Source organism: Sphingomonas sp. DG1-23, from assembly GCF_030730875.1.
GTDB lineage: Bacteria > Pseudomonadota > Alphaproteobacteria > Sphingomonadales > Sphingomonadaceae > Sphingomonas.
In genome coordinates this window covers 363,749-387,949 of sequence record NZ_JAVAMA010000002.1, presented here as the reverse complement: position 1 = coordinate 387,949, position 24,201 = coordinate 363,749, and the positions used below count along the sequence as shown (strand labels likewise).

16 protein-coding genes are annotated in these 24,201 nt (G+C 65.9%); 8 read left to right on the top strand and 8 right to left on the bottom strand.

Translation table 11 applies throughout. From position 1 onward, the window contains the following. Positions 1-47 precede the first annotated feature (47 nt). Positions 48-1,295: a sugar MFS transporter gene (locus tag Q9Q95_RS04860; protein ID WP_306094466.1), complete on the top strand. Its 1,248-nt coding sequence runs from the start codon at positions 48-50 to the stop codon at positions 1,293-1,295. On the opposite strand, the gene pgmB is transcribed toward Q9Q95_RS04860, so the two are convergent. From pgmB to Q9Q95_RS04845, 3 genes are all read right to left on the bottom strand, one after another. Further along, a complete protein-coding gene (gene pgmB / locus Q9Q95_RS04855) occupies positions 1,274-1,936 on the bottom strand; it encodes a beta-phosphoglucomutase (RefSeq protein ID WP_306094464.1) in 663 nt (220 codons plus the stop codon). The two genes, Q9Q95_RS04860 and pgmB, sit on opposite strands and share 22 nt — an antisense overlap. After that, a complete protein-coding gene (locus tag Q9Q95_RS04850; protein WP_306094461.1) occupies positions 1,933-4,152 on the bottom strand; it encodes a glycoside hydrolase family 65 protein in 2,220 nt (739 codons plus the stop codon). Before Q9Q95_RS04850 ends, pgmB begins: the two co-directional genes overlap by 4 nt. A gap of 92 nt (positions 4,153-4,244) precedes the next feature. Then, positions 4,245-5,336: a LacI family DNA-binding transcriptional regulator gene (locus Q9Q95_RS04845; RefSeq protein WP_306094459.1), complete on the bottom strand. Its 1,092-nt coding sequence runs from the start codon at positions 5,334-5,336 to the stop codon at positions 4,245-4,247. A 91-nt stretch (positions 5,337-5,427) separates the two neighbouring features. Here Q9Q95_RS04845 and Q9Q95_RS04840 point away from each other — a divergent pair, with 91 nt between their 5' ends. Then, on the top strand, positions 5,428-7,893 hold the full coding sequence (locus Q9Q95_RS04840) for a TonB-dependent receptor (RefSeq protein ID WP_306094457.1): 2,466 nt from the start codon (positions 5,428-5,430) through the stop codon (positions 7,891-7,893). Between the two features lie 69 nt (positions 7,894-7,962). Here the strand turns inward: Q9Q95_RS04840 and Q9Q95_RS04835 are convergent, their stop codons facing one another. The 3 genes from Q9Q95_RS04835 to Q9Q95_RS04825 all read right to left on the bottom strand — a co-directional run bounded on the left by Q9Q95_RS04835 (position 7,963) and on the right by Q9Q95_RS04825 (position 15,076). Beyond that, the gene (locus tag Q9Q95_RS04835) at positions 7,963-9,981 is read right to left on the bottom strand and encodes a glycoside hydrolase family 97 protein (RefSeq protein ID WP_306094455.1); all 2,019 of its coding nucleotides are present in this window, start codon (positions 9,979-9,981) and stop codon (positions 7,963-7,965) included. A gap of 73 nt (positions 9,982-10,054) precedes the next feature. Beyond that, positions 10,055-13,462, bottom strand: coding sequence for a TonB-dependent receptor (locus tag Q9Q95_RS04830; RefSeq protein ID WP_306094453.1), 3,408 nt, complete (start codon positions 13,460-13,462; stop codon positions 10,055-10,057). A 183-nt stretch (positions 13,463-13,645) separates the two neighbouring features. Beyond that, on the bottom strand, positions 13,646-15,076 hold the full coding sequence (locus Q9Q95_RS04825) for an MFS transporter (protein ID WP_306094452.1): 1,431 nt from the start codon (positions 15,074-15,076) through the stop codon (positions 13,646-13,648). A 146-nt stretch (positions 15,077-15,222) separates the two neighbouring features. Here Q9Q95_RS04825 and Q9Q95_RS04820 point away from each other — a divergent pair, with 146 nt between their 5' ends. After that, complete coding sequence (locus tag Q9Q95_RS04820) at positions 15,223-16,236, top strand: LacI family DNA-binding transcriptional regulator (RefSeq protein ID WP_306094450.1); 1,014 nt, start codon at positions 15,223-15,225, stop codon at positions 16,234-16,236. Then, complete coding sequence (locus Q9Q95_RS04815) at positions 16,233-17,021, top strand: IclR family transcriptional regulator (RefSeq protein ID WP_306094448.1); 789 nt, start codon at positions 16,233-16,235, stop codon at positions 17,019-17,021. Before Q9Q95_RS04820 ends, Q9Q95_RS04815 begins: the two co-directional genes overlap by 4 nt. Positions 17,022-17,120: 99 nt before the next feature. Here the strand turns inward: Q9Q95_RS04815 and Q9Q95_RS04810 are convergent, their stop codons facing one another. After that, entirely contained in the window at positions 17,121-17,498 is a 378-nt protein-coding gene (locus tag Q9Q95_RS04810; protein WP_306094446.1) for a hypothetical protein, read from the bottom strand. A gap of 75 nt (positions 17,499-17,573) precedes the next feature. After that, positions 17,574-18,248 (bottom strand): protein-L-isoaspartate(D-aspartate) O-methyltransferase, encoded by a 675-nt coding sequence (locus Q9Q95_RS04805; protein WP_306094444.1) that lies wholly within the window; start codon positions 18,246-18,248, stop codon positions 17,574-17,576. A gap of 228 nt (positions 18,249-18,476) precedes the next feature. Here Q9Q95_RS04805 and Q9Q95_RS04800 point away from each other — a divergent pair, with 228 nt between their 5' ends. The 4 genes from Q9Q95_RS04800 to Q9Q95_RS04785 all read left to right on the top strand — a co-directional run bounded on the left by Q9Q95_RS04800 (position 18,477) and on the right by Q9Q95_RS04785 (position 23,967). After that, positions 18,477-19,472 (top strand): nucleoside hydrolase, encoded by a 996-nt coding sequence (locus tag Q9Q95_RS04800; protein WP_306094442.1) that lies wholly within the window; start codon positions 18,477-18,479, stop codon positions 19,470-19,472. Positions 19,473-19,492: 20 nt separating this feature from the next. Next, the gene (locus Q9Q95_RS04795; RefSeq protein WP_306094441.1) at positions 19,493-20,956 is read left to right on the top strand and encodes a hypothetical protein; all 1,464 of its coding nucleotides are present in this window, start codon (positions 19,493-19,495) and stop codon (positions 20,954-20,956) included. Then, positions 20,956-22,647, top strand: coding sequence for a multicopper oxidase family protein (locus Q9Q95_RS04790; RefSeq protein WP_306094439.1), 1,692 nt, complete (start codon positions 20,956-20,958; stop codon positions 22,645-22,647). The genes Q9Q95_RS04795 and Q9Q95_RS04790 overlap by 1 nt, the downstream gene beginning before the upstream one ends. Before the next feature lie 633 nt (positions 22,648-23,280). Then, positions 23,281-23,967, top strand: a complete 687-nt coding sequence (locus Q9Q95_RS04785; RefSeq protein WP_306094437.1) for a hypothetical protein — start codon at positions 23,281-23,283, stop codon at positions 23,965-23,967. Positions 23,968-24,201 lie beyond the last annotated feature (234 nt).

The window sequence follows — 24,201 nt, the reverse complement described above, 5'->3', positions numbered from 1 at the left end:
CATCCGGCCGGGCTAGCGTGGGCGGAATATAGCCGCGGGAGAGGGTCATGGGGCGTCCGGCACTTGCCGTTATCGCATTGGCGACGAGCTACGCCGTGCTCGGCCTGCTGATGAACAGCGTCGGCACGGTCATCCTGCAATCGATCCAGCATTACGGCGTTTCCAAACCCGAGGCGGCGACGCTCGAGGCGTGCAAGGATCTGTCGGTCGTCGCGGCCTCGTTCCTCTTCGCGGTGCACCTGCCCAGATTCGGCTTTCGGCGCGCGCAGATCGCCGTGATGCTTGCCATCGCCGTCGGCGCGCTGCTGATGTCGGTCGCGGACAGCTTCGTCGCCACCCAGCTCTTCTTCGTGCTGACCGGCCTCTGCTTCGGCATCGCCAAGGTGGCGACCTATGCCTCGATCGGCCTCGTCCGGCCCGATCGCGAAGGCCATGCCAGCCTGACCAGCCTGATCGAGGGCATTTTCATGATCGGCATCCTCGTCGGAATCTGGATGTTCGGCTGGTTCATCGGCGGCGATCGCACCGGGCAGGACTGGCTGAACGTCTATCGCGTGATCGCCGCGCTCGCGGCGCTGGCGGCCTTGCTCTGGTGGTTCGCGCCGCTCGATGAAGCGCGCAGCCGCGCCCCGGCCGACATCGCCGCGCCGGGCTATCGCGACATGCTCGCGCTCGCCGTCCTGACCTCGACGATCGCCTTTCTCGCCGCGATCTTCCTCTATGTGCTGGTCGAGCAGAGCATCGGCACCTGGCTGCCGACCTTCAACAATCAGGTACTCCATTTGCCGAGCGCGATGAGCGTCCAGGCATCGAGCATCTTCGTCGCCGCGCTGGCCGTCGGGCGGCTGAGCGCGAGCGGCCTCGTCGCGCGGCTGGGATGGTTCCGGCTGTTGTTGATCTGCCTCGCAGCCATGGCGGCCCTGGTGGTGCTCACGCTGCCGACGACGCACGGTCTGCGGCTGCAGCCCGACGTGACATGGTTCAGTGCCCCGATCGCCGCCTATATCTTCCCGTTGATCGGCGTGTTCATGGCGCCGATTTATCCGATCGTCTCGTCGGTGGTGTTGAGCGCGCTGCCGCAACAGCGCCACGCGTCGATGGTCGGGCTGATGGTGATCTTCTCGGCACTGGGCGGCACGATCGGCTCGATCATCACCGGGATCGTGTTCGATCGTTTCTCGGGGCAGACCGCTTTCTATCTGGTGCTCGTCCCGATCGCGCTGATCGGCGTCGCCCTCTGGTGGCTGCGGCGGGTGACGGCGCGTGCGACGGGTCAGGCGGTTCCGTCGCAATAATCGCCGAGCCGGAAATCGGCGATCGACGGGATCAGGCGATCGGCTTCGGGAAGCGATCCGGCGGGACCGATCCCGAGCGACGCCATGCCGGCAGCGCGGATCGCAGCGATGCCGGCGGGGGCATCCTCGACGCCGAGCATCGCGGCGGGAGCAGTGTTCGTGGCGGCGGCGGCGGCGAGGAAGATGTCGGGCGCCGGCTTGCCGCGCGCGACGCCGGCGGGGTCGACCACGACATGGAACAGAGTTTCGACCCCCAGTCGGCGCAACAGCAGCGGCGCATTGCGGCTGGCCGAAGCCAGCGCGACCGCGAGCCCTGCGGCGCGGCAGGCCTCCACGGCTTCGCGCGCGCCCGGGAACAGATCGGCCGGGCCGAAATTCTCGATCTCCTCAAGATACCAGCGGTTCTTTTGCGCGGCGAGCGCGTCGCGGCGTCCGGCATCGAAGCCAGGACGATCGCCGAGGATCAGGGCGAGGCTGCCCATCCGGTCGACGCCCTTCAGCGCCTCGTTCGCTTCCTCGTCGAAAGCGATGCCGAGCGTATCGGCGAGCCGCTTCCACGCCCGGTAATGCGCCCGGGCGGTGTCGGTGAGCACGCCGTCGAGATCGAAGGCGACGCCGCCGAGCGGGCGCGGGAAAGTCATTGCGCCAGCGGCCCGGTCCAGCTTTCGCCGGGCGCAATGCGGATATCCTCGCCATTATGGGCGAGAGACAGCGCCGGCCCCGCGACGATTTCGTACCGCGCGCCCTCGCCCGTTACCGCCACCCGCAATTCGCTGCCGCGCCAGCGCATGCCGAAGCGGTAGCCGTTCCATGCCGCGGGCAGCTTCGGCCTGAAGCCGAACCCGTTTTCTCCCGGCCGGAAGCCGGCAAAGCCCCAGACCAACGCCAGCCATGATCCGGCGAGCGACGCCATGTGCACGCCATGATCGGTGTTGCCGTGCTGATCCTCGATGTCGACGAAGCTGGCGTCGCGGAAGAAACGCAGCGCCGCATCGTCATGGCCGACCTCGCTGGCGAGGATCGCGAAGCTCGAGGCAGAAAGCGTCGAATCATGGGTCGTGATCGGCTCGTAATAGTCGAACGCCCGGCGCTTGCGTGCCTGCGGGACGTCTTCGCCGCCCAGCACCATGCCGAGCACCAGATCGGCCTGCTTGCACACCTGATGGCGATAGAGCGTCATCGGGTGATAATGGAGGAGCAGCGGGAAACGATCCCCGGGCGTGCCTGCCAGATCCCAGCGCGGCTTCGACAGGAAGCTGGCGTCCTGCGCATCGAGATCGAGCGCGGAATCATAAGGCAGGTGCATCGCGTCGGCGGCGCGCGTGAAACGCTCCAGTTCGCTTTCGCGCACTGCCAATTTGCGCGACAATATCACCCAATCCGCGGGCGCCGCGGCCGCCATTTGGTCGGCGACCTTCCGGGCGAGCCGCAGATGCTTCTGCGCCATGCGATTGGTGTACCAATTATCGTCGACCAGCGCGGTATACTCATCGGGTCCGGTGACGCCGTGAATGTGGAATCCATCGGACCGCCAGTCGCCGAGCGCGAGCCACAGCCGCGCGGTCTCGATGAGCATCTCGGCGCCCATCTCGAACAGGAAGGCCTGGTCGCCGGTCGCATCGGCATAGAATCCGATCGCGAAACCGATCGCGGCGTTGATGTGATATTGCGCCGATCCGCTCGGATAATGCGCCGAGCATTCGCGCCCGGCGATCGTCCGCCACGCATAAAGCGCACCCGACCGATGATCGAGCGCGCGGGCATTGGCGCGGGCAGCGTCGAGCGTGCGGAAGCGATAGACGAGCATCGCGCGCGCCACCTCGGGCGCGACCAGGGCGAGCACCGGCAGCATGAACGCCTCGGTGTCCCAGAAATAATGGCCTTCATAGCCCTCGCCGGTCAGTCCCTTGGCGGCGGCGCTCGATCGCCCGTCGCGGCCCGCCGAGGCGAACAGGTGAAACAGATTGACGCGCAGCGCCGCGCTCGCGTCCGGATCGCCTTCGATCCGGACATCGGCACGCTCCCAGAAGGCGCCGAAAGCCGCGTGCTGCGCGGCGAGCGCGGCGTCGAAGCCGGCCGCTATCGCCGCATCCACACGGTCCTGCGCCTCGGCGCGCAGCGCATCCGACGTCGCGACGCCCACCGCATAGCCCGAGGCGACGACGAGCCAGTCGTCCTCGATCCGGGTGCGTTGCACCGCGGCGACGCCGATGCCGCTTCCGGGAAGCCGTTCGACGACCAGGCTCTCCTCGGCCTGTTCGGTCGCGAAGCCACCGGACGCGAGCTGCACGCCGATACGCGGATCGTCCGACTGGCCGACTGCACGCGGCGCGGCGGCGAGGAACGGCTCGAGGCGCGCCACCCCTTCCGCCTCGACGCGGAGGCGACGGAGCAAAAGCGGCGTGCCCTGGATCGGCACGAGGCGTTCGGCATGGATCGTGACCGCGCGACCATCGGCGAGCACCCAATGCGACCGCCTGCGCAGCAAGCCGGTGCGCAAGTCGAGTGCGCGGCGGGTCTCGACGAGATGCGCGGAAGCGAAATCGACCGGCGCGCCGTCGAGCAGCACCCGCAGCCCCAAAGGCTCGGCGACGGGAACGCGGGTGTCCGACGTTTCGGCAAAGCCGTGGAGCCGTTCATGATAGTGGATCGGGCTCTGTTCGAAGGCCTCGGCGAGGAAGGTCGAGGCGTGCGCGCGCTCCTCGATCACCCCGCGCACCCCGATCGTACCGTTCGAGAGCGCGAGGATCGTTCCGGCCCAGCCCGCGCGATCGGCATCGTCGCCGGCAATGACGAGCGTCCACCCGTCATCGGTGAACGTCAGATCCTGCTGCCGACCGCGTTCCGCGCCCCCCAAAAGCTCGCTCCTCATGCCAGTGCGGTTGGAGATAGCGGAGCTTTGATAACGATTTCAAGAATAATGCGCGACGGCTTCGCGGAGAGCCCCGCTCAGGTGTCGCGCTTGACCATCCGGGTCGGCAGCACGACCGAGGCGGGCCGATCGCCCTCGACCTGCTCCATCAATTTCTCGACCAGAAGCGCGCCGGCGACATCGGTCTTCTGATCGATCGTGGTGATCGCCGGGCTGAAATGCGCGGCCGGCGGGATGTTGTTGTAGCCGACGAGCGAGTAATCGCGGGGGGCCGTCAGCCCGCGATCGCGGAAGGCGCCGATCACGGCCATCGCGGCAGTATCCGAAAAGGCGAACACCGCGTCGGGCGGCGCCACGCCGGCGAGATAGGAAGCGACCGTCTCGGCAGTGACGGTGAACGCCATCGAGGCGATCGGCAGCAGGTCGATCGAGACGCCCCGCATGCCCTGCGCCGCGAGCTTGAGGCCCTCATAGCGCAAGCGCAATTCCTCATGGCGGATGTCGCCGACGAACAGCCAGCGGCGGCGGCGGTTGGCGACGAAATGCTCGCCGGCCAGCCGGCCGCCGCCGAGATTGTCGCTGCCGACCGCACAATAGCCGGCCTCGGGCGAGACAGCGCCCCAGACGACCAGCGGAATGTCGTGCTTGCCGAGCGCGCGCAGCATCGCGTCGCGCGTCCCCTGGCCGAGGACGATGAAGCCGTCGGCGCCGCGGGCGCGGTGGAAATCGCGAAAAGCACGGACATCGTCGAGCCCCGGGGGCGACAGCAAAAGGTCCTGGTTGCGCACCGACAATGCCTCGGAGACGCCGGCGAGCAATTCGAAGATGAACGGATCGCCGATCGCGCCATGCCGATGCGACCCGAAATCGAGCATCACCGCGACGGTGTTGGTACGCGCGTGGCGCAATTTCTGGGCGTTGCGATTGACCGCATAGCCGTGCGCCCGGGCGATCTCGAGCACGCGCTCGCGCGTCTCCTCGGTCACCAGCGGGCTGCCGTTGAGCACCCGCGAGACGGTGGGCGTCGACACTTCGGCGAGCCGCGCGATATCCTGCATCGTCAGCCTGTCCGAGCCGCCTTCGCGACTCCGCCGTCCCTTGATCGTGCCCCCGCTCATTCCCCGGTGGTAGGCGATCCGCCCACCCCGCAGCAAGCGCCGCGACGGCATCGTGACGCTGCCGTCTTGAAAAGCATTTCATAATTGCATAGCATTTACCAAAGCGAGGCAAGCGTGCCCGCTATTTTCAGGGGAGGTTACCATGCTTCGCACCGCATTTCTGATGCTCAGCGCCGCACCGTTCGCGCTCGCCGCGTCCGCCGTCCAGGCGCAGGACGCGCCCGATACCGGCGCCGCGGCCAGCGATTCGAGCCAGCGCGCCGAGGGCGACTCGCCCGATGCGGCCGACCAGACCGTCAGCGGCGAGGACATCGTCGTCGTCGGCACCGCCGGCGGCGGCACGCGCCGCCAGGATGCGGCTTTCGCGGTCACCACCTTGTCGAGCGACGCGATCGAGCGCGCCGCGCCCAACAGCACCGCCGATCTGCTGCGCACCGTTCCCGGCGTGATGGCGGAGAGCTCGGGCGGCCAGAACGGCGCCAACATCTTCGTGCGCGGCTATCCCTCGGGCGGCGACGCGCAATTCGTCACCTTCCAGCTCGCCGGCGTGCCGGTCTTCCCGCCTTCCACCCTCTCCTTCCTCGAGAATTCGCAGCTGATCCGGCTCGACGAGACGGTGCAGCGAGTCGAGGCGGTTCGCGGCGGCACCGGCTCGCTCTTCTCGAACGGCCAGCCCGGCCTCACCGTCAACGTCGTGCCGCGCACCGGCGGGGCCGACTTCCACGGCCTCGCGAAAGTCTCCTACACCGATTTCGGCGAGATTCGCGGCGATGCATGGATCTCGGGTCCGCTCAACGAAGACACCGGCTTCATGGTCGGCGGCTATTATGCCCAGGGCAACGGCATTCGCGATCCGCAGTTCCGCGCCGAGAAAGGCGGCCAGATCACCGCCAATGTCCATCATGATTTCGGCGGGCGCGGCTCGGTCGAGATCTATGCGCGCTATCTCGACGATCGCGGCCAATGGCTGCTGCCGATCCCGGTGGTGTCGACCAATGGCGAGATCAGCGCCTATCCCGGCTTCGACGCGGGCACCGGCGTGCTCGCCGGCCGCGAGACGCAGGTGACCACCAATCTCGTCGGGCGCCGGGTCGATCTCGCCGAAGGACGCGGTGCCAAGATATTCAACAGCGGCATCACCTTCGATTACGAAATCGCCGACGGGCTCCGCCTGCGCGAGCGCACCGCCTATCTCGGCGGCAACGCCGACACGATCGGGCTGGTGCCGGAGGGTCCGCCCGCTGCCGCTTCGGCGCTCGCCACCACGCTGGGCGGCGCCGGCTCGACGGTTTCGAGCCTGACCTATGTCAATGGCGGCGGCGCGGTTGCGGGCGGCGCCGATGCCCAGGTGATGCGCGCCGGCATCTGGGAAGTGCGCAAGAAGATCAGCTCGTTCGTGTCCGATTCGGCGATCGAATGGACGTCGGGCAACAACAAGCTCACCGGCGGCTTCTATTACGCCAATTACACGTCCTACGATAACTGGACGCTCGGCAATCAGGTGCTGCTCGCCGCCGAGCCCAATGCCCGGCTGCTCAACCTGACGCTCAACGGCGGCCGCGCGGCGACGCTCAACGGCTTTACCAGCGGCCCCGGCTTCCAGGTGCGCGCGCATTACGAAGGCAGCGACACTGCCTTCTACGCAGTCGACGAGTTCCAGCTCACCCCCGAACTGCGCATCGACGGCGGCGTGCGCTGGCAGCGCCACGTGGTCGACGCGACGATCCGCACGCCGGGCGGAACAGTCGATCTCGATGGCAACGCCGCCACGCTCTACGACAATTCGGTCTCGATACTCGGCGGGCCGCGCCTGATCGACTATTCGGATTCGGCCTGGTCGTGGACAGCAGGCGTCAATTACGACCTCACCGGCCAGATCGGCGTCTTCGCGCGCTACAGCCGCGGCAACAGCTTCCCGCAATTCGACAATCTGCGCGATGCCTCGGATGCGGACATCGCCAGTGATACCGGCCTGGCCGTCACTGCCGAGGTCGAGACCTATGAAGGCGGGCTCAAGGTCTCGATGCCGTGGCTCAACCTCTACGCCACCTTGTTCCACAACAAGTTCGACGGGCTCGCGACCACCCAGCTGGTCAACAACGTGCCGCTCAGCCAGATCGGCGGCGCCAAGGCGACCGGCGTCGAACTCGAGGGGGCGGTTCGGCCTTTCCCCGGCTTCAGCATCTCCGCAGCCGGAACCTGGCTCGACGCGACCTATGAGGACTTCTTCACCGGCGGCGGGACGACCGACAACACCGGCAACCAGGTCCAGCGCCAGCCGCGCTGGGCGTGGCGCGTGACGCCGGCCTATGAAGTCGATCTCGGCACGGTCAAGCCGTCGGTGTTCGCGACGCTGCAATATACCGGCGATCGCTATTCCGACCCCGAGAATGCACAGCTGCTGCCGCACTTCTACCAGCTCGATGCCGGCGTTTCGGTCGATGTCAGCGAACGGGTGAAGCTGCAGGTGACGGGCAACAATCTCACCAACGAGATCGGCCTCACCGAAGGCAATCCGCGGATCATCGGCGGGCAGGGCCAGGGCCCAATCCTCGCCCGACCGATCCTCGGCCGCTCGTTCCGTTTCAGCGCGGCGCTGAGCTTCTAACCCCTGCCCCCTCCTCCTCCGGCTTCGGCCGGAGGATATTTTTCCCCCTCGCGGGCGCGGGTCGCCCGATCAGCGGATCCGTCGAAAGCGGATCGCCGTACCCCCGCCGGGCGCGAGCGCAAGGTCGAGCACATCCACGCGCGTCACCACGCGCTTCTCAATTCTGTAAGCCTGCGGATTGGTGCGGTAATCGGCCTGCGGGCCATCGGCATAGATTTGCGCTTCGTAGCGCACGCCCGGCGCGAGGAAGCTGAGTGGCTGGCGCAGCGCACGGGCGTTCTCGTCGGTGATCGCGCCGAGATACCAGTCCTCGCCACCCCGCTCCTGTCGCGCGACGACGACATAATCGCCGATCTCGGCCTGGAGGGTGCGCGACTGTTCCCAGTCGGTCGGCACGTCCTTGATGAACTGGAAGGCATCGGGCCGCGCCTCGTAATTTTCGGGCAAGTCCGCGGCCATCTGCACCGGCGAATAGAGCACGACATATTCGGCGAGCTGAGTCGCCAAAGTCGACTGGACCCGGCGGGTCAGCTCGGTCTGGCCATGCGCGAGATCGAAGATGCCGGGGGTGAAATCCATCGGCCCGGCCAGCATCCGGGTGAACGGCAATATGGTGAGATGCTCGGGCGGGTTGGTCGGCACCCCCCAGGCGTTGAACTCCTGCCCGCGCGCGCCTTCGCGGCTGACCATGTTCGGCCAGGTGCGCCGCAGGCCGGTGTCCTTGACCGGTTCGTGCGCGTCGATCGCGATGCGATGCTTCGCCGCGGTCTCGACGACGCGGAGATGGTGGCGCACCATATATTGGCCGGCGAACCATTGCTTGCCGCCCTGGGCATCGACGATCTCGCCGCTGTGGCGGACATAGCCGGTCTTGACCACGCCGACGCCGAGCGCGGCGTACATCGCCATCGCATCCTCGAGTTGCGCCTCGTAATTCTCGACCGCACCGGCGGTCTCGTTGTGCCCGATCAGCCGGACCCCCTTAGGGCGCGCATAGGCCGCAAGCGCCGGCGCATCGAAATCGGGATAGGCGCGCGTGAAGCTGAACTTCTCGCCATTGGCGATCCAGTCGCCGTCCCAGCCCTGGTTCCAGCCTTCGACGAGCACCCCGCCGAAGCCGTTCTTCGCGGCGAAGTCGATATAACGTTTCACATTGGCGGTGTTGGCGCCATGGCGCCAGCCGCTGCCCCAGGTCGAGTGGTTGAGGTGCATCTCCCACCAGATCCCGACATATTTGCCGGGCTTGAACCACGAAACGTCGCCCAGCCTGTTGGGCTCGTTGAGATTGAGCTCGATCCTGCTGTCGGCCAGCGCCGCGGGGGAATCGCCGATCAACACCGTCCGCCACGGCGTGGTGAACGGCCCGGTCTTCTCCGCGGCACTGCCGTCGGGTGCCGGCATCAGCGAGGCAGTGAGCGTTCCCGTACCACTGCCGGCGAGCAGCATGCTGGGAAAGTCGACCAACGCCGCTTCGTGGAACGACAGATAGACGCCGTTGTCGCCCTTCAGCGTCAGCGGCGTCTCGGCGAGGGTGATCCGGCGGGCGTCGGTCTGAGTGTAGAGATATTCGTCGCGCTCCTGGCCGAGCGCCTGATACCACCAGGCTTGCTGCCGCCCGACGGGGCGGAACTGGGTGCGGTCAGCAGCGACCTTGACTGCCTGCCCGGCCGCGATGGCGCCATAGCCGTAGCGCAGGCCGATGCCGTCGTCGAAGATGCGGAAAGTGACGTCGACCGCGCGGTTGAGCGGCGTGTCTCCACTCAGCGTGACGGTCAATTCGTTGTGCCGGTCGCGGATCACGCGCTGCTCGCCCCAGGGCTGCTCCCAATCGGTGTCGACCGACTTGCGGCGCGGATTGGCGAGCGCGGCGAAGCGCGCGATCTGCTCGCCCTGAAAGCTGAGGCCCAATTCGCCCGGCGCCAGCACCGGCGTGCCGCGGCGGCTGACTGCGTAGGTCGCCCGGCCGTCGCGGACCTCGACGCAGAGTTCGATCGCTTTGCCCGGCGACTGCGCGCATTCGCGCGCCTCGGCCGCGGCAATGCCCTGCGCGAGGACGGCGAGCGAGACGGCAGCACGGCAAAAATGCATGGGAATTCCTTTGCTGGGCCCGAAAAAGGACGCGCCGCCGCCGGGGTAATCGCGGCGGCGCGAAGGAGGGTCCTCAGAACTTGGCGCGGACGCCGAACTGGAAACGGCGATCGACACGGCTCCACGCCGAGTCGAGATAGACCGGCCGCGCGCCCGGGGTTGCCGGAGAGTCGCCGAAGATCTGCTGCTGGTACACGCTCTTCGTATTGAGCAGGTTCGACGCGTCGACCGACAATTCGAGGAAGCGGTTGACCGAAAGCCGCAGCGATCCGTCGAGATAGCCCGCAGCCTTCTGGAACACCGGCAGGCCGATGCAGCAATCGAGATTCTGGGTCAGGTAGCGCGAGCGCCAATTATAGGCGAGGCGAAAGCCCACCGGGCCCTTCTCGTAGAGCGCGACCGCATTGAACGTATGCTTCGAGATGCCGGCCAACTGGTGCGAGTCGATCACCGATCCGGCGCCGCCCAGCGCCGGCTGCCCCGCGCCGACCGCGCCGAGATTGGCGCTCGACGAAGCATTGAGCAGGTTCGAGTTGTCGATGTCCGACTGGTGGACATAGGTGTAGTTCAGCTGCGTGCCGAGGCCGCTGAGCAGTCCCGGCAGGAAATCGAAGAAGGTCTGGAACCCCGCCTCGACGCCCATCAGCTTCCCGCCGTCCTCCGAATTGGCCGGCCCGAGGATCTGCACGGTCTGGGTCGACCCGTTGTTGGTGAAGCTGCGCGCAAACTGGCCGAAGCTGATGCTGCCGTTGAGCTTCTTGTAAAAGCCGGTGAGCGTGAACGAGCTGCTGCGACCCATATAATGCTCGAACGACAGGTCGAACTGGTCGGCGGTGATCGGCTGGAGCGCGGCATTGCCGGCATTGGCCTGGAACACGAAATTATAGCCGGTGACGTTCGCCGCGGTGTGCGCCGCGGTCGGCGAATTATAGACGATGTACGGCGAGTCCGGGGTGGTGTTGAGGATCGGCGCATTGATCGCAACGGTGTTGCGCAGGAAGCCGATATCGGGACGCGACATCGCCCGTGAATAAGCGAAGCGGAGGAAGCTCCTGTCGTCGAGCCCGAACCGGACATTGAAGCTCGGCAGCCATTCGGTGCTCGATGCCTTGTAGGTGTCGGGCGTGAAGCCGCCATTGGCGAAGGCGCGGATCTGCGGCGTGAGATAGCAGCTCGGATTGACGATGTTGTTGCCGCTCAGCGGGGTGCCGCAAGCCGGCAGATTGTCGAAGATGTTGCTCGCCGGAAAGGCGAGACTGCCTTCGCTGGTCTCGCGCGTCCGGACCACGCGCAGGCCGACATTGCCGACCACGCTCATCCCGCCGATCGTCTTGTCGTCGCCGCCGAAGCGCAGCATCAGATACGCCGCCTCGGTCTGCTCGCGAACCTTGAGCACTTCGCCCGGAGTAAAGCAGTCGTCGACCGTCGCCTCGGGCCGGTCGCAGATCGCGGTGTAGCCGGTCCCGACGGGAGAATTGGTGGCCGCACCGCCCAGCGCGCCGATCAGCTTGCCGAAATCCTTCAGCGTGTCGCGGTTGAGGAAGACGAGCGGCCCATTCGGGAAAACCTTCCCGTCATAGAATTCGCCCATCGAATAGGATTCCCAGATCCCGGCGCCATAGCCCTTGAAGTCGGGATGCCCGGTATTGCCCGCGCAATTGCCGCTATTGGTGGGATAGGCGCCGCCGGTGGTGTTGTCGGCGTTGAATCCCGGGCCGTTGCAGTTCCAGTTCGCGGCGATCGGCGTCCAGTTGAACGTCGAATAGCGGACATTCTGCTTGCGGTCGGCATAGCGCACGCCGGCCTTGACCGAGTCGAACCAGCCGTCCCCGCCGAATTCATATTCGAGGTCGCCGCGCAGCGCCAATTCGTTGGCGTCATTGTCCTCGACATGGCCCTGGATGAACGGGATCCAGTAATTGTGCGGGTTGGCGAGACCGCCCGCGGCATAATTGACGTTCGAACCCGGCAACAGTGCGACCTGAGGGGTGCCGTCTTCGTTGGTGCTGTACTGGAAATTCGCCATCGATCCGGCGGCGACCAGGATGTCGTTATTATAGGTCGATGCGTCGATATATTGCACGTCGAAATTGGCGTGCAGCTGGTCCGACACGTCCCATTTGAGATTGCCGGAAAAGTCGCGCGTGCCCTCGCGATGCGCGAAATTGCGCGCCTCGTTCTGCAGATACAGACCGTCGCGCAGCGTGGTGCAGACCGACGGCGCGGCGCAATTGTTGACGAAGGGCACGCCGGGGATGGCCGACCCGGCATTGATCGCGGCCTGAGTGCTCTCCCAGGTGCCGCTGAAGCTGCCATGTCCCTGGGTCAGAACGCCCGACTGGAGCATCCCGTTCGAACCGAACACCAGAGCGCCCGAGCCGTCCGCCGGCCCGAGATTGGTCGAGGTGCGCGGATTGAAGGCCGGCGTGCCGAAATAATTGCCGTCGAGGATCGTGTGGCTGGCGCGCTCGAACCATGCGTTGCGATAGTGCGAGTCGACATATTGCAGCGTCGCGCGGACGGTCCCGCCATTATTCTCATATTGCGCGGCGAGCGCGATGCCGCGGCGCTTGCGGTCATAATCCACTTCCGAATAGCGGATGCCGTCGGGCGCGTAGCGGAAGCCCGTGCCGCCGAAGGGATTGGCGGCGCAGGCGACGCTGCCGTCCGAATTCACCGTGCCCGCGGTCGCGGTGCCGAAACCGGCGCTGCAATAAGTGTCGATCTTGTCCATGATCACGCTCTCGGTGCGCGTGACCACCTTGCTCTCGGCATAGCTGGCGAGCAGGCCGAAGCGACCGATCGGGGTCTCGAAGACGTTGCTGATCAGCCCCGAGAATTCGGGGGTCCAGCGGTCCGAGCGGTCGCCATAGTTCATCCGGAAATTGCCGGTGACCAGCAGCCCCTTCTGGTCGAACGGCAGGCGCGTGCGCAGATTGACCGTGCCGGCCAGCCCGCCCTCGATCATCTCGGCGGTCTGGTTCTTGTAGGCGTCGACGCCGGCCAGCAATTCGGGCGAAACGTCGTTGAACTGGAGCCCGCGCGCCGAATCGGCCGAGAAGCTGTCGCGCCCGTTGAACTCGGTGCGCACCTGGGTGAGCCCGCGGATCAGCACGCCCGTGGGCTCGCCCGACGGGTGAGTGCTGTCGTCGGCGGACTGGAGCCGGCTCACGGTGATGCCGGGCACGCGCTGGAGCGCCTCGGCCGCCGACTTGTCCGGGAAGGCGCCGATGTCGGTGGCGGTGATCGAGTCGACGAAGGTGTCGGAATTCTTCTTGATGTTCTGCGAGGTATCGAGCGCGGCGCGCACGCCGACCACGACGATGTCGCCCCCTTCCTGCGTGGCATCGCCCTCGACCTGTGCCGTTTCCGGCTGGGTCTGCGCCTGCGCGGCCGATACGGCGCCGAATGCGATCAGCGCGCAGAGCGAAACGCCGCCCTGCAGCGCGCGGAACCGACGCGTCGAAAGATTGTCCGTCATGCATACCTCCCCATGTGCTCCGCTTTTCGCGGATGCGGTTCGGGCACAGCTCAGCGCTGCCCCTCTCGGTTGCATTAAATTGCGTAAGTTTGCACAACTTGCAAGTGGCTATTTTGCGCCTTCCTCTAGAGCGCAATCCCTTGCACGCCACCCTCATCTCGAAAACTTTTATGCAATGTTGCATTAGACGGGCGACGCCCTTGGAATGGTGAGCGCCAAACAGGCACCTATCGCCAGCGCCACCGCGGCGCCGGTCAGAGCTCCACCGGGAGCGCCGCCGAACGGGATCCGCACCAACGCGCCGAGCGTAGCGGCGGCAACGAGCTGGGGCAGCACGATGAAGATGTTGTGAATGCCCATATAGACGCCCATCTTCCGCGCCGGGACGCCGTCCGACAGCATCGCATAGGGCAAGGACAGGATCGCCGCCCAGGCCACGCCGATTCCGATCGCCGGCAGCCAGAGATCGCCGGCCCGCGCGAAGGTCGCGAAACCAAGCAGCCCCAGTGCGCCGCAGGTCAGGCACAAGGCGTGACAGGCGCGGCGGCCCACCCGGCGGGCGATCGCGGGGAGCACCAGCGCGACCAGTGCGGCGACGGCGTTATACTCCGCGAACAACATGCCGACCCAGTCGGCGCTGCGGGCATAGCCGGGCGAGGCGGGATCACGACTGACCGGATCGAGCGCGGCGACCGCCGGAATCGCATAGACCCAGAGCGCGAACATCCCGAACCAGGTGAAGAACTGGACCAGCGCCAGCCGCTTGAGCACCAGCGGCATGTGGAGGATGTCCTCGACGATCACGACCATGCCGATCGAGGTGCGCCCGCTCCGGCGCAGCGCCACCGCAGCCAGCTGTAGCAGCCCGAACACCGCCGCGATCCCCGCGATCAGATAGAGCTCGCGCGGCGGCTGCAACACCAGGGTGAGCGCCGCGATCAAGGCCCCGCCCGATGTCCAGCCGACGCCACTCCAGAGCAAGGCGGCAGCGCCGCGTTCGCTCGGCGCCTCGGGATGCGCGATATCGGCGGGGCCGGCAGCCAATGCCTCAGGCGGGCGCTCCGAGGTGGTCGCCACCGACCAGCCGACCGTCACCAGCAGCAGCACCGCGCCGGTGGCATAGGCTGCGGCGACGGTATCGCCCCCTCCCCGCACGCCGAACCAGTTGGTCAGCATCCATGGCAGCGCCGAGGCGAACACCGCGCCCGCGCCGATGAAGAACACCTGCAGCGCGAAGGCCGAAGTGCGCTGCGGCTCGGGCAAGGTATCCGCCACCAGCGCGCGAAACGGCTCCATCGCGATGTTGATCGAGGCGGTGAGCACCCACAGCATGACACAGGCCGACCACAAGGTGGTCACGCTCGGCATCGCCAGCAGCGCCAGCGCGGTGAGCAGGGCGCCCGCGAGAATATAGGGCCGCCGTCGCCCCAGCCGGCCCCAGGTCCGGTCGCTCAGATGCCCGACGACGGGCTGGACCAGCAGTCCGGTGATCGGCGCCGCGATCCACAACAGGGCGAGCTCGTCGACATCGGCGCCGAGCGTCTGGAATATCCGGCTGGTGTTGACGTTCTGCAGGCCCCAGACGATCTGCACGCCGAACAGGCCGATGCACATATTCCAGAGGTGCCAGACGGCGGGACGCCCTCGGGCGACGCGATCCGAACCGCCGGCGCGGGCCGATCGCTTTCTGATCGCTTGCAAAGTCCCCCTCACGATGCGCTACTAAGGCCGTGTTCGGCACTGCCGTCAGTCTGGGTCCGATGGGTAGCAATAGCAACAACAATACCACCCTGCAGGATCTGGCGACGCTGGCCGGCGTGTCGGTGTCGACGGTGTCGCGCGCGCTCAACGATCATCCGCTGATCAGCACCCGCACCAAGCAGCGCGTCTGGGCGCTGGCGCGCGATCATGACTATCCGTTCAAGCCGACCATGCCCGCGGGACCGATCGGCGCGGTGGGATCGATCGCGATCGTCACCCCGGTGATGCGCGGGCGGCCGCTGCCGCTGTCGCATCCCTTCTTCCTCGAATTGCTGGCCAATATCGGCGAGGCGGCGCGCGAGCGCGACTGCGACTTCACCGTCAGCCATACGTCGCCCACCAGCTTCGACGATCTGATCGTCGCGGCGACCACCAGCCGTGCGGACGGCCTGATCTTCCTCGGCCAGAGCATGCTCCACGAAGAGTTCAACCGGCTGGCCGAGACCAATGCCCGCTTCGTGGTCTGGGGCGCGCAATTGCCCGGGCAGCGTTATTGCTCGATCGGTTCGGACAATCTGCTCGGCGGCGGGCGCGCCACGCGCCATCTGGCGCGGCTCGGGCGGCGGCGGATCCTGTTCCTCGGCGGCAGCGATCCCGAAGCGATGCAGCGGCGGCGCGGCTATCAGGAGGCGCTTGCCGAAAGCGGGCTCGAGGCCGATCCCGACCTGATCGTTCCGGTCGAGTTCGAGCTCGAATCGGCTTATGCCGCAGTGAGCGGGCTGTTAAGGCGTGGCGTGGCGTTCGACGGCGTGGTCGCGGCAAGCGATCTGATCGCGCTCGGCGCGATCCAGGCGCTGCGGCGCGGCGGCAAGTCGGTGCCGCAGGACGTTTCCGTGGTCGGCTATGACGATATGCTGCTCAGCCGGTTGAGCACCCCGACGCTCAGCACCGTGCGGCAGGACACGTTCGCGGCAGGCCGGCTATTGGTGTCGCGAATCATGGACAAAGACGGCCATCAGGAGAGCAAGCGCTTGCCCACCGAGTTGATTGTGCGCGAGTCCTGCGGCGGATGAGCGACGCCGATCCCGCCGACATGCCGCGCGAACGCGCCGGCAGCCAGACGCTGCTGCGCGGCCTCGACATCATCGAGCAACTGAGCGGAGAGCCGCTGCGCGTCGCCGACGTGTCCGACCGGCTCGACCTGACCTTTCCGACCACCCAGCGGCTGGCCGCCGCGCTGATCGACCGCGGGTTCCTGAAGAAGCTGCCCAAAGGCAAGCTCGCGCTCGGCCCCAAGCTCGTCCAGCTCGGCTTCCTCGCACGCGAACAGATCGACATGCTCGGCCTCGCCCGCGCCGGCGCGGAGACGCTGTGCGATGCGATCGGGCTCTGCGTGTTCATCGGCGCGCGCGACGGCGACGTGGCGCTTCATCTCCACCGCGCGATGGGCCGCCAGCGAATCGAGGTGGCGACGCGTCCGGGAACGCGGCGCGCGCTCGCCGATACCGGGCTCGGCAAGGCGCTGATGTTCGACGACACGCCGGCTGCCTGGGCCCGGCTGTTCATGCTGGCCCGGCCCGAACAGGATGACGGGGCGGCGGCGATCGATGAGATGCGCGGGCATGTCGCGGCGGGCGTGGTGCTTCATCACAGCACCAGCGACGATACGATCCGTTCGGTCGCCGCACCGATCCGCGATGCGTCGGGCGCGATCGTCGCGGCGCTGAGCGTCGCCAGTCCGGTCCAGTATCTCGACGAGCAAAAGATGCGCGAAATCGCGCCGCAGGTCCTGCAGACGGTGCGCGAGATCAGCGCTGGGTTGGGCTGGCGCGGGCGAGATCCACGCGACCCCGGCTGAATAGACCAGTGCTCCTGCGAAAGCAGGAGCCCAGAGCTACGACGGGCACCGCTTGCGGCCCTGGGCTCCTGCTTTCGCAGGAGCACCATGGGAGCGAGGTTACGGCCGGCGCGGCTTGTTGCCGGGTCCGGCGCCGGGGCCGCGCCGCGGGCCCTGGCCTCCGCTGCGCGGCGGCCTGCGCTCGCCCCGCTGCACCGGCGTTGCCGCGGCCGGCGGTCCACGGCGCGGCTCGGCGCCTTGCGGGGCGACCGAATAGCCTTCCTTGAGCAATCGCGTGAAGGCCGAGCGGACATTGGTGGCGATCGCGGACTGCACTTCCTTCGGCAGATCGGCATAGGTGGTGTTCGGATGGATGCTGTTGAGTTCGCGCAGCAACGGGTTGGGAAGCCCGTTCGACGCGTCCTTCAGCGCCACGATCGAATCGAGGACGGTGGAGAACAGGATCTCCTGCATCAGGTCGGTAGCCGATTTTGCCATAGCCCCGCTTCAACGCCCGTCCGGGGCCGCGGTGTCAAGCGATGACTTGTTTCGCCAATGTGGCGGCAGCGCCGGCTAGACCGTCTCGAGCTCGGTGAATTGCACCGCCATCACTTCGCGGAGAGTCAATTCCTCGCCGTTGCGGACACCGCGCACCAGCCGCTGCGCGCCGGGCTCGCCGAGCGGCATCACCAGCCGGCCGCCTTCGGGGTCGAGTTGCGCGACCAATGCCTCGGGAAGCGTCTTCGCCGCCGCGCAGACGAGGATCGCATCGAACGGTCCGACCTCGGCCCAGCCGCGCGAGCCGTCGCCGATGCGGATCGCGACATTGTCGTGCCCCAGCTCGACCAGTCGCGCGTCGGCGATGCCGGCGAATTCCTCGACCACCTCGACGCTCCACACCCGCGCGACCAGCCGGGCGAGGATCGCGGTCTGATAGCCGAGCCCGGTGCCTATTTCGAGCACGCTGTCGCCCGGTTCGAGGTCGAGCAGATCGGTCATCAGCGCGACGATGAAAGGCTGTGAGATCGTCTTGTCGAAGCCGATCGGCAGCGGGCTGTCCTGATAGGCGAGCGCGGCGAATTGCGAAGGCACGAACAAATGCCGCGGCACGGCGAGCAAAGCGTCGCGGACGCGCGGCGAAGGCGCCGGCCGCCCGATCTCGTCGCGCAGCAGATCGAATTCGATGTCGATCACTTCGACCATGTGGCGGCGGAGGATCGCGAGATGCGCTTCGGTGAGCGGCTTCATGGTGATTTTCCTGAACGTGCGAAACAAATGAACGCACGAGCCGCCCGGCGGCAACATGTTTCCGCATTTCGCCGGTTGACTTCGGCGACGACTCGCAAGTTTTAACGAATAAAAGGAAATGCCACTCAATCTTGATGGAATATTTACCGTCGCAAGTTGCACCGGAACAATAACTGGCATAACGTCGAGTCCAACGCACAACTCTATTGATGCGCTTGGGGGATCGACATGTCCGAAGTCCCATCCATGCCTGCGACCGTCGACACGATGACGCCTTTGGTCTTCATCCACGACGCCGCGATCGACGATTTCGTCGCGACGCTGCTCATCGAATCGATGCCGCAATTCGATTTGAAGGGCGTGATCATCGCCAATGCCGATTGCGTGCCGCAGCCCGGCATCGAAGTCGCGTCGCGGGTCAACCAGTTCATGGGCAGGCCCGATCTCCCGCTGGGCCTGAGCAAGGCGCGCGGCTGGAACCCCTTTCCCTGGCCCTATCGCGACGACTGCATCCGGCTCGGCGGCATTCCGATCCTCGCGCCGTTCCAGTCGAACGTGCCGACGCCGCCGCCCTCGGGCGACGATCTGCTGGCCGGAATGCTCGAGGCGGCGATCGAGACGGGCACGCCGCTCACCGTCCTGCTCACCACCGGCTTCACGCCGCTCACCGAAGTGCTCGCCGCGCGGCCCGAGCTGGCGCAGGGGATCGGGCAGATTGCGTGGATGGGCGGCGCGCTCGACGTGAAGGGCAATCTCGATCCGTCGACGATCGACCCGACCATCGCCAATCCGCATGCGGAGTGGAACGTGTTCTGGGATCCGTTCGCCGCCGACGAAGCGCTGGCCAATCTGGGCGAGATCGCCGTATTCCCGCTGGACATCACCGATACCGCGGCGGTCACCCCCGCGCTGATGGCGACGCTGCAGGCGCAGGGCGCGCAGTACAGCTTCTCGCAATTCGCCTTCGAGGCATACGGCCTCGTCTCGGACGAGCCCTTCTACGACATGTGGAACGTCACCTCGACGGTGTGGCTCGACGCGCCCGAACTTTATGCGGCGCCGCGCCGGACGCCGTTGCAGGTGGTGCAATGGGGCTTCGAGCAAGGCTGGCTCCAGCCGGCGCCGCCAGGGTCCGGGCGGCCCTCGCACAACGTCTATCTCAGCTTCGCCGACCAACCGGGTTTCTACGATTATGTGACCACGCGCCTCGCCCGATCGGCGTGACGCAACAACAGGGGACGACCATGGGGCAGGTATTTCGCAGGTTCGCCCGGGCCACGGGGCTCGGCGCGCTGTTCGGGCTCGTCGCGGTCGGCACGACGAGTTGCAAGCAGGCCGAGGCACAGGGCGGTGGCAATGCGCCCGCCGCGCAGTTCGCCTTCCGCAATTCGGCCGATACGCCCCCGCCCAATCCCGGCCGGATCTTCAAGCTCAGCGACGATTACCCCAAGACCCTGCCCGGCGCCTGCGCCGAGTGCGACTGGCTCAACATCCCGGTGAGCTTCGACACCGCTTTTCCGCCCAAGGAGACGCCGCACGCCTGGACGCAGGGCAAATGGGCCGACTATATCGCCTCGATCCTGCGCTATGTCCGCCAGGGGCAGGATCCCAATCTGCGCGACGAAGTCGGCTTCCTCGTCGATGTCGGCGGCAGCACCCGCTGGTTCAACGTGCCGTGGATGGCCTTCGACCCCAGCGTCGGCCGCGAATATCGCCACGGCACCACCAACGAGCGCACCGCCGAGCTCGAGGATCTGATCGGCCCCGACGGCAAGCCGCTGCCGCCCGACGCGGACTCGATCGGCGCCGCGCATTTCCTCCCGCACATGACTGCGGCCTGCAAGCAGCGCTACCCGCGCGGGTTCGAGACCTGGTCGGTCGGCTATTACAATCCGCAGGGCGGCTATGCGATCGGCAAGGCGATCCCCAGGGACGGCGTGCCGAGGGTGGTCGACTATATGGGCTCGCCGATGCCCGACGGGCTGCCCTTCCCGACCGGCACCACGGTGGTCAAGGTGCTCACCACCAACGCCCCGGTCGATTGCGTGCCCTTCCTCGCCGGATCGCCCGAATGGCGCGTCAATCGCCACGTCCAGAACCCGAACACCAAGGAATATATGTGCAAGCGCGAGGTCCAGGTCTCGCGCATCGTCCAGATCGACGTCGCGGTCACCGACCCGCGCTCGCCGAGCGGCTGGGTCTATGGCACCTATGCCTATAACGGCACGATCAAGGGCGCGACCTTCTGGGACCGGCTGATGCCGCTCGGGGTGCAATGGGGCGCCGATCCATGGACCTTCCCCGCGGTGCCGAAGCGCGACAGCCTGCCGCTCCAGCAATCTGTCGCCAATCCGAAGATGGACATCTTCCAGCATATGGGCTGCCAGGGCCGCCTCGCCGGTCCCGTCGACAATCCGCAATCCTCGTGCATGTCGTGCCACGCCAGCGCCTATGCCGCGAAGCCGGGGTCGCTGTCGGTGATGGGGACCAACGTGCCGCCTTCGTTCGGATTCGACGGGCTGTGCCAGGCCTATTCAGCCGACAATGCCGCCTATTTCCAGACGACGCGCCCGCCGCAGAGCTTCCCCGGGGGCAAATATCCGAACGCGATGTCGCTCGACACCTCGCTCCAGCTCGAGGTCGCGTATCAGGAATATGGCCAGTTCGCGACGGCGAAGGCGCCCAAGCCCTGCAAGGACCCCAGCTGATGCCGGGGCCGGTATCGCGCCGCGACCTGCTGAAGGGCGTCACGGCGGCAGCGGCGGCGGGGGCGACGCTCGCCCCCGCGGCGGCAAAACAGGCGGCCAGGGCCGGCGGCGACTTCTTCGAGCTGCGCTGCGCCTTCAAGGACACGATCCTCGACGGCAACAAGGTGCGGCTGCGCGCCTATAACGGCCAGGTGCCGGGGCCGCTGATCACCACCCGGCCCGGCGAGACGATGCGGATCCGGGTGAGGAACGATCTCCCGCGCTACGATTCGCGCGGCTGGAACGGCAATCACAATATCCCGCACAAGCTCGACACCACCAACCTCCACGTCCACGGCATGGACGTCATCCCGCATCTGTTCCAGCCGCTCGGCACCAGCGACCCGCTCGCGCCGATGATCGGGATCGGGCCGGGCGAGCATCTCGACTACAGCTTCGAGATCCCCGACGATCATCCGCCCGGGCTCTATTGGTACCATCCGCACCATCACGGCTCGACCGCGGTGCAGGTGGTCACCGGGATGGCCGGCCCGATCATCGTCTATGGCAAGATCGACGAGGTCCCCGAGATCAAGGCGGCGCGCGACATCCCGCTGGTGATCCAGGATGTCGGCCTGTTCCCGAGCGACACCGATCCCAATCTGTGGACCTACGAGCCCAGGCAGAACGCGATCTGGCAGACCTTTGGCGGCAACGTCACCATCTACGATCCCAAGACCGGGCAGGCCGAGCCGACCAAATTGAAAGGCGGTTTCACCACCGGGGACTATGCGCTGCGTTATTACCTGATGAACGGCCAGCCCTTCTTCAAGGAAGTCCATGACAATGCCAACCCGACCAGCCCGACCCCGAGCCAGCTGAAGCCCCAGCGCATCCGCATGCGCCCGGGCGAAGTGGTGCGCTTCCGCATGCTCAACGGCTGCTCGGACAATCTGATGCCGATCCTCGTCGAAGGGCACGACATGCATCTGATCGCGCTCGACGGCGTCAATTTCGACGCGGTGCGCACGATCGCGCCCTACGGCGCCGACGGCGGCGGTCAGGTGATGCTGTCCCCCGCCAACCGCGCCGAATTCCTGATCAAGGGCAACAGCAAGCCGGGCGTCTACCGCATCCTCCAGCTCGCCCAGTCGCAGCAATTCCTCGCCAGCCCGCAAAAGGTGATCTGCGAGATCGAAGTGGTCGGGACCCCGACCAACATGGCGCTGCCGACCAGGCTGCCGCCCGCCGCGCGTTATTATCCGCTGATCAAGCCGTCCGAGATCAAGAATATCCGCACGATCGAATTCGGCGGCACTTTCCCGGGGGTGGTCAACCCCTTTGTCGGGATCGATTTCCTGATCAACAACATGCAGTACGGCGAAAGCGCAGTGCCGACCGTGGTCAATCTCGGCGATTGCGAGGAATGGCATCTGGTGGTCGAAGGCGCGCATCATGGCGGCACCGAGGGGCACCCCTTCCACATCCACGAAATCTCGTTCGAGCTCATCTCGATCAACGGCGTGATGCAGCCGCCGGGGACGTTCATGGACACGATCTGGGTGGCCAAGGATACGACCGTGGTGGTGCGGATGCGCTTCATCGGCTGGCCGGGAAAGACGGTCTTCCACTGCCATATCCTGCCGCATGAGGACACCGGGATGATGCAGAATTTCCTGATCAGGCCGGCGGGTGGGACGGGGCATCATTAGGCTGAGAGCCGTCGCGGCGCGTTGCGGGGGCATCCGTTTCTTACGTCATCCCGCCGCAAGCCGGAATCTCGTGCGGTTGCTCTCCCGCGCCTTCGCCTGAGGTCCCCGCCTTCGCGGGGATGACGGGTGCTGATTCGGGCAGTCGAAGTTGCGAAAATTGCGGGTCTGGCGCGGTTTTCGCCGGATCCCCATCGGAAGCCCGGTGCGGCGCGCCGGGGACGCCCCTGCTACGCGCCGCCCGCGCGACACTGGCGCGCCGCCGACGCGCCCCACAGGCGGCACCAACGCGGCGTGCACGCGGCGCATACGCATCGGCACATAACTCCCGGCAGAACCTGCCGGACAGGCCCGCGTGCCGCGATCGGTTCGACGATTGCGAAAGAGCGGTCGGTAATTTCGGCCGCCTGCGGCAAGCAGACGAAATCCTACATTGCAAGGGGCGGGTTCGTATCCCCTCCGTCATCCCGGATGTCAGGCCGTAACTCATAAAAGCGGACGGGCAGGAAACGCCCCGGAAACAGACATTCACGCCGGTCTGCTATCAGCCATTGCAGACATATGCACAGCGGCACTATTGTTGGGCGGTACTTCACGCCTAGCCGTCTATCACGATCTTTCGAAAAGGAGTGTCGAGTGGGCCTGTCCAATGTTCCCCGCTTCGGCTCCTATAGCTTCGAGACATGGGCGGATCATTGGCGAGACGCGCTGCTCTGGGACCCCCTTGCTTCGTTTACTGTAGTGCTGGCCCTCTCGACTGTGGCGCTCTGGCTTGCAACCAGAAAGCTTTGGAAAGGGGCAGAGGCTCAAGCTATCCTTCAATATAGAGCCTATGTCGGCATCGATCGTATCGACGTCACAAAGATACCGATGGAAAGCGAGGAGCCCGTTTCCGCTTGGAAATTTGAGTTTTGGTGGACGAACTCTGGTTCAACGCCTGCGCGAAATTTGTCCATTATCTCGGGGCATTATCTACACGACAAAGTTATGACTAAAGATCATCGTTACGATAAACAAAACACAATCATTAGGAACTTCAACTTAAGGCCTAATGGTGAAGCAGCGGGAACGATTGTAATTCCTACTAAGTTGTTGACCGCATATGGCCCTAGAATGAAACTGTATGTATACACTTCGGTTGAATACGATGACATATACTCGCGTACCCGCCGTAGGCGGACGGAGTTTTGCGCAGAGGTCTTATTTTCGGAGGACTGCTATCATCGTTCCTGTGTCGTCAATATGCCCCTCTACGGGCCATACAACGGGGCAGATGAAGATTGTTTGTTTAAGCCACGTGAGAAACTACTTGGATCGAGATGAAGCGAATGTCAGCTAATCACCCGGTCTCGGCCGTTGACGCCTTCCCCGAAGCGGCCGTTTATGCGTTCACGCCCCAGGCTGTCCCGGAAACCGGAGGTTTTACGTTGGAAAGCCTTCAGTCCGGGATCCACCGCGCCGCTTGATGCTTGCCTCACGGTGGATCCCGGACAGCTCGATTTTCTATTCAAATCCGAGATTTGAAGAAAATCGGCTTCCGGGATGACGATCGGGGAT

Coding starts and splice junctions, on each gene's coding strand:
- Q9Q95_RS04835 (WP_306094455.1), bottom strand. CDS start 9,981: ATGCATTTTTGCCGTGCTGCCGTCTCGCTCGCCGTCCTCGCGCAGGGC.
- Q9Q95_RS04860 (WP_306094466.1), top strand. CDS start 48: ATGGGGCGTCCGGCACTTGCCGTTATCGCATTGGCGACGAGCTACGCC.
- Q9Q95_RS04815 (WP_306094448.1), top strand. CDS start 16,233: ATGAGCGACGCCGATCCCGCCGACATGCCGCGCGAACGCGCCGGCAGC.
- Q9Q95_RS04840 (WP_306094457.1), top strand. CDS start 5,428: ATGCTTCGCACCGCATTTCTGATGCTCAGCGCCGCACCGTTCGCGCTC.
- Q9Q95_RS04805 (WP_306094444.1), bottom strand. CDS start 18,248: ATGAAGCCGCTCACCGAAGCGCATCTCGCGATCCTCCGCCGCCACATG.
- Q9Q95_RS04810 (WP_306094446.1), bottom strand. CDS start 17,498: ATGGCAAAATCGGCTACCGACCTGATGCAGGAGATCCTGTTCTCCACC.
- Q9Q95_RS04790 (WP_306094439.1), top strand. CDS start 20,956: ATGCCGGGGCCGGTATCGCGCCGCGACCTGCTGAAGGGCGTCACGGCG.
- Q9Q95_RS04820 (WP_306094450.1), top strand. CDS start 15,223: ATGGGTAGCAATAGCAACAACAATACCACCCTGCAGGATCTGGCGACG.
- Q9Q95_RS04800 (WP_306094442.1), top strand. CDS start 18,477: ATGTCCGAAGTCCCATCCATGCCTGCGACCGTCGACACGATGACGCCT.
- Q9Q95_RS04825 (WP_306094452.1), bottom strand. CDS start 15,076: ATGTGCATCGGCCTGTTCGGCGTGCAGATCGTCTGGGGCCTGCAGAAC.
- Q9Q95_RS04795 (WP_306094441.1), top strand. CDS start 19,493: ATGGGGCAGGTATTTCGCAGGTTCGCCCGGGCCACGGGGCTCGGCGCG.
- pgmB (WP_306094464.1), bottom strand. CDS start 1,936: ATGACTTTCCCGCGCCCGCTCGGCGGCGTCGCCTTCGATCTCGACGGC.
- Q9Q95_RS04845 (WP_306094459.1), bottom strand. CDS start 5,336: ATGCCGTCGCGGCGCTTGCTGCGGGGTGGGCGGATCGCCTACCACCGG.
- Q9Q95_RS04830 (WP_306094453.1), bottom strand. CDS start 13,462: ATGACGGACAATCTTTCGACGCGTCGGTTCCGCGCGCTGCAGGGCGGC.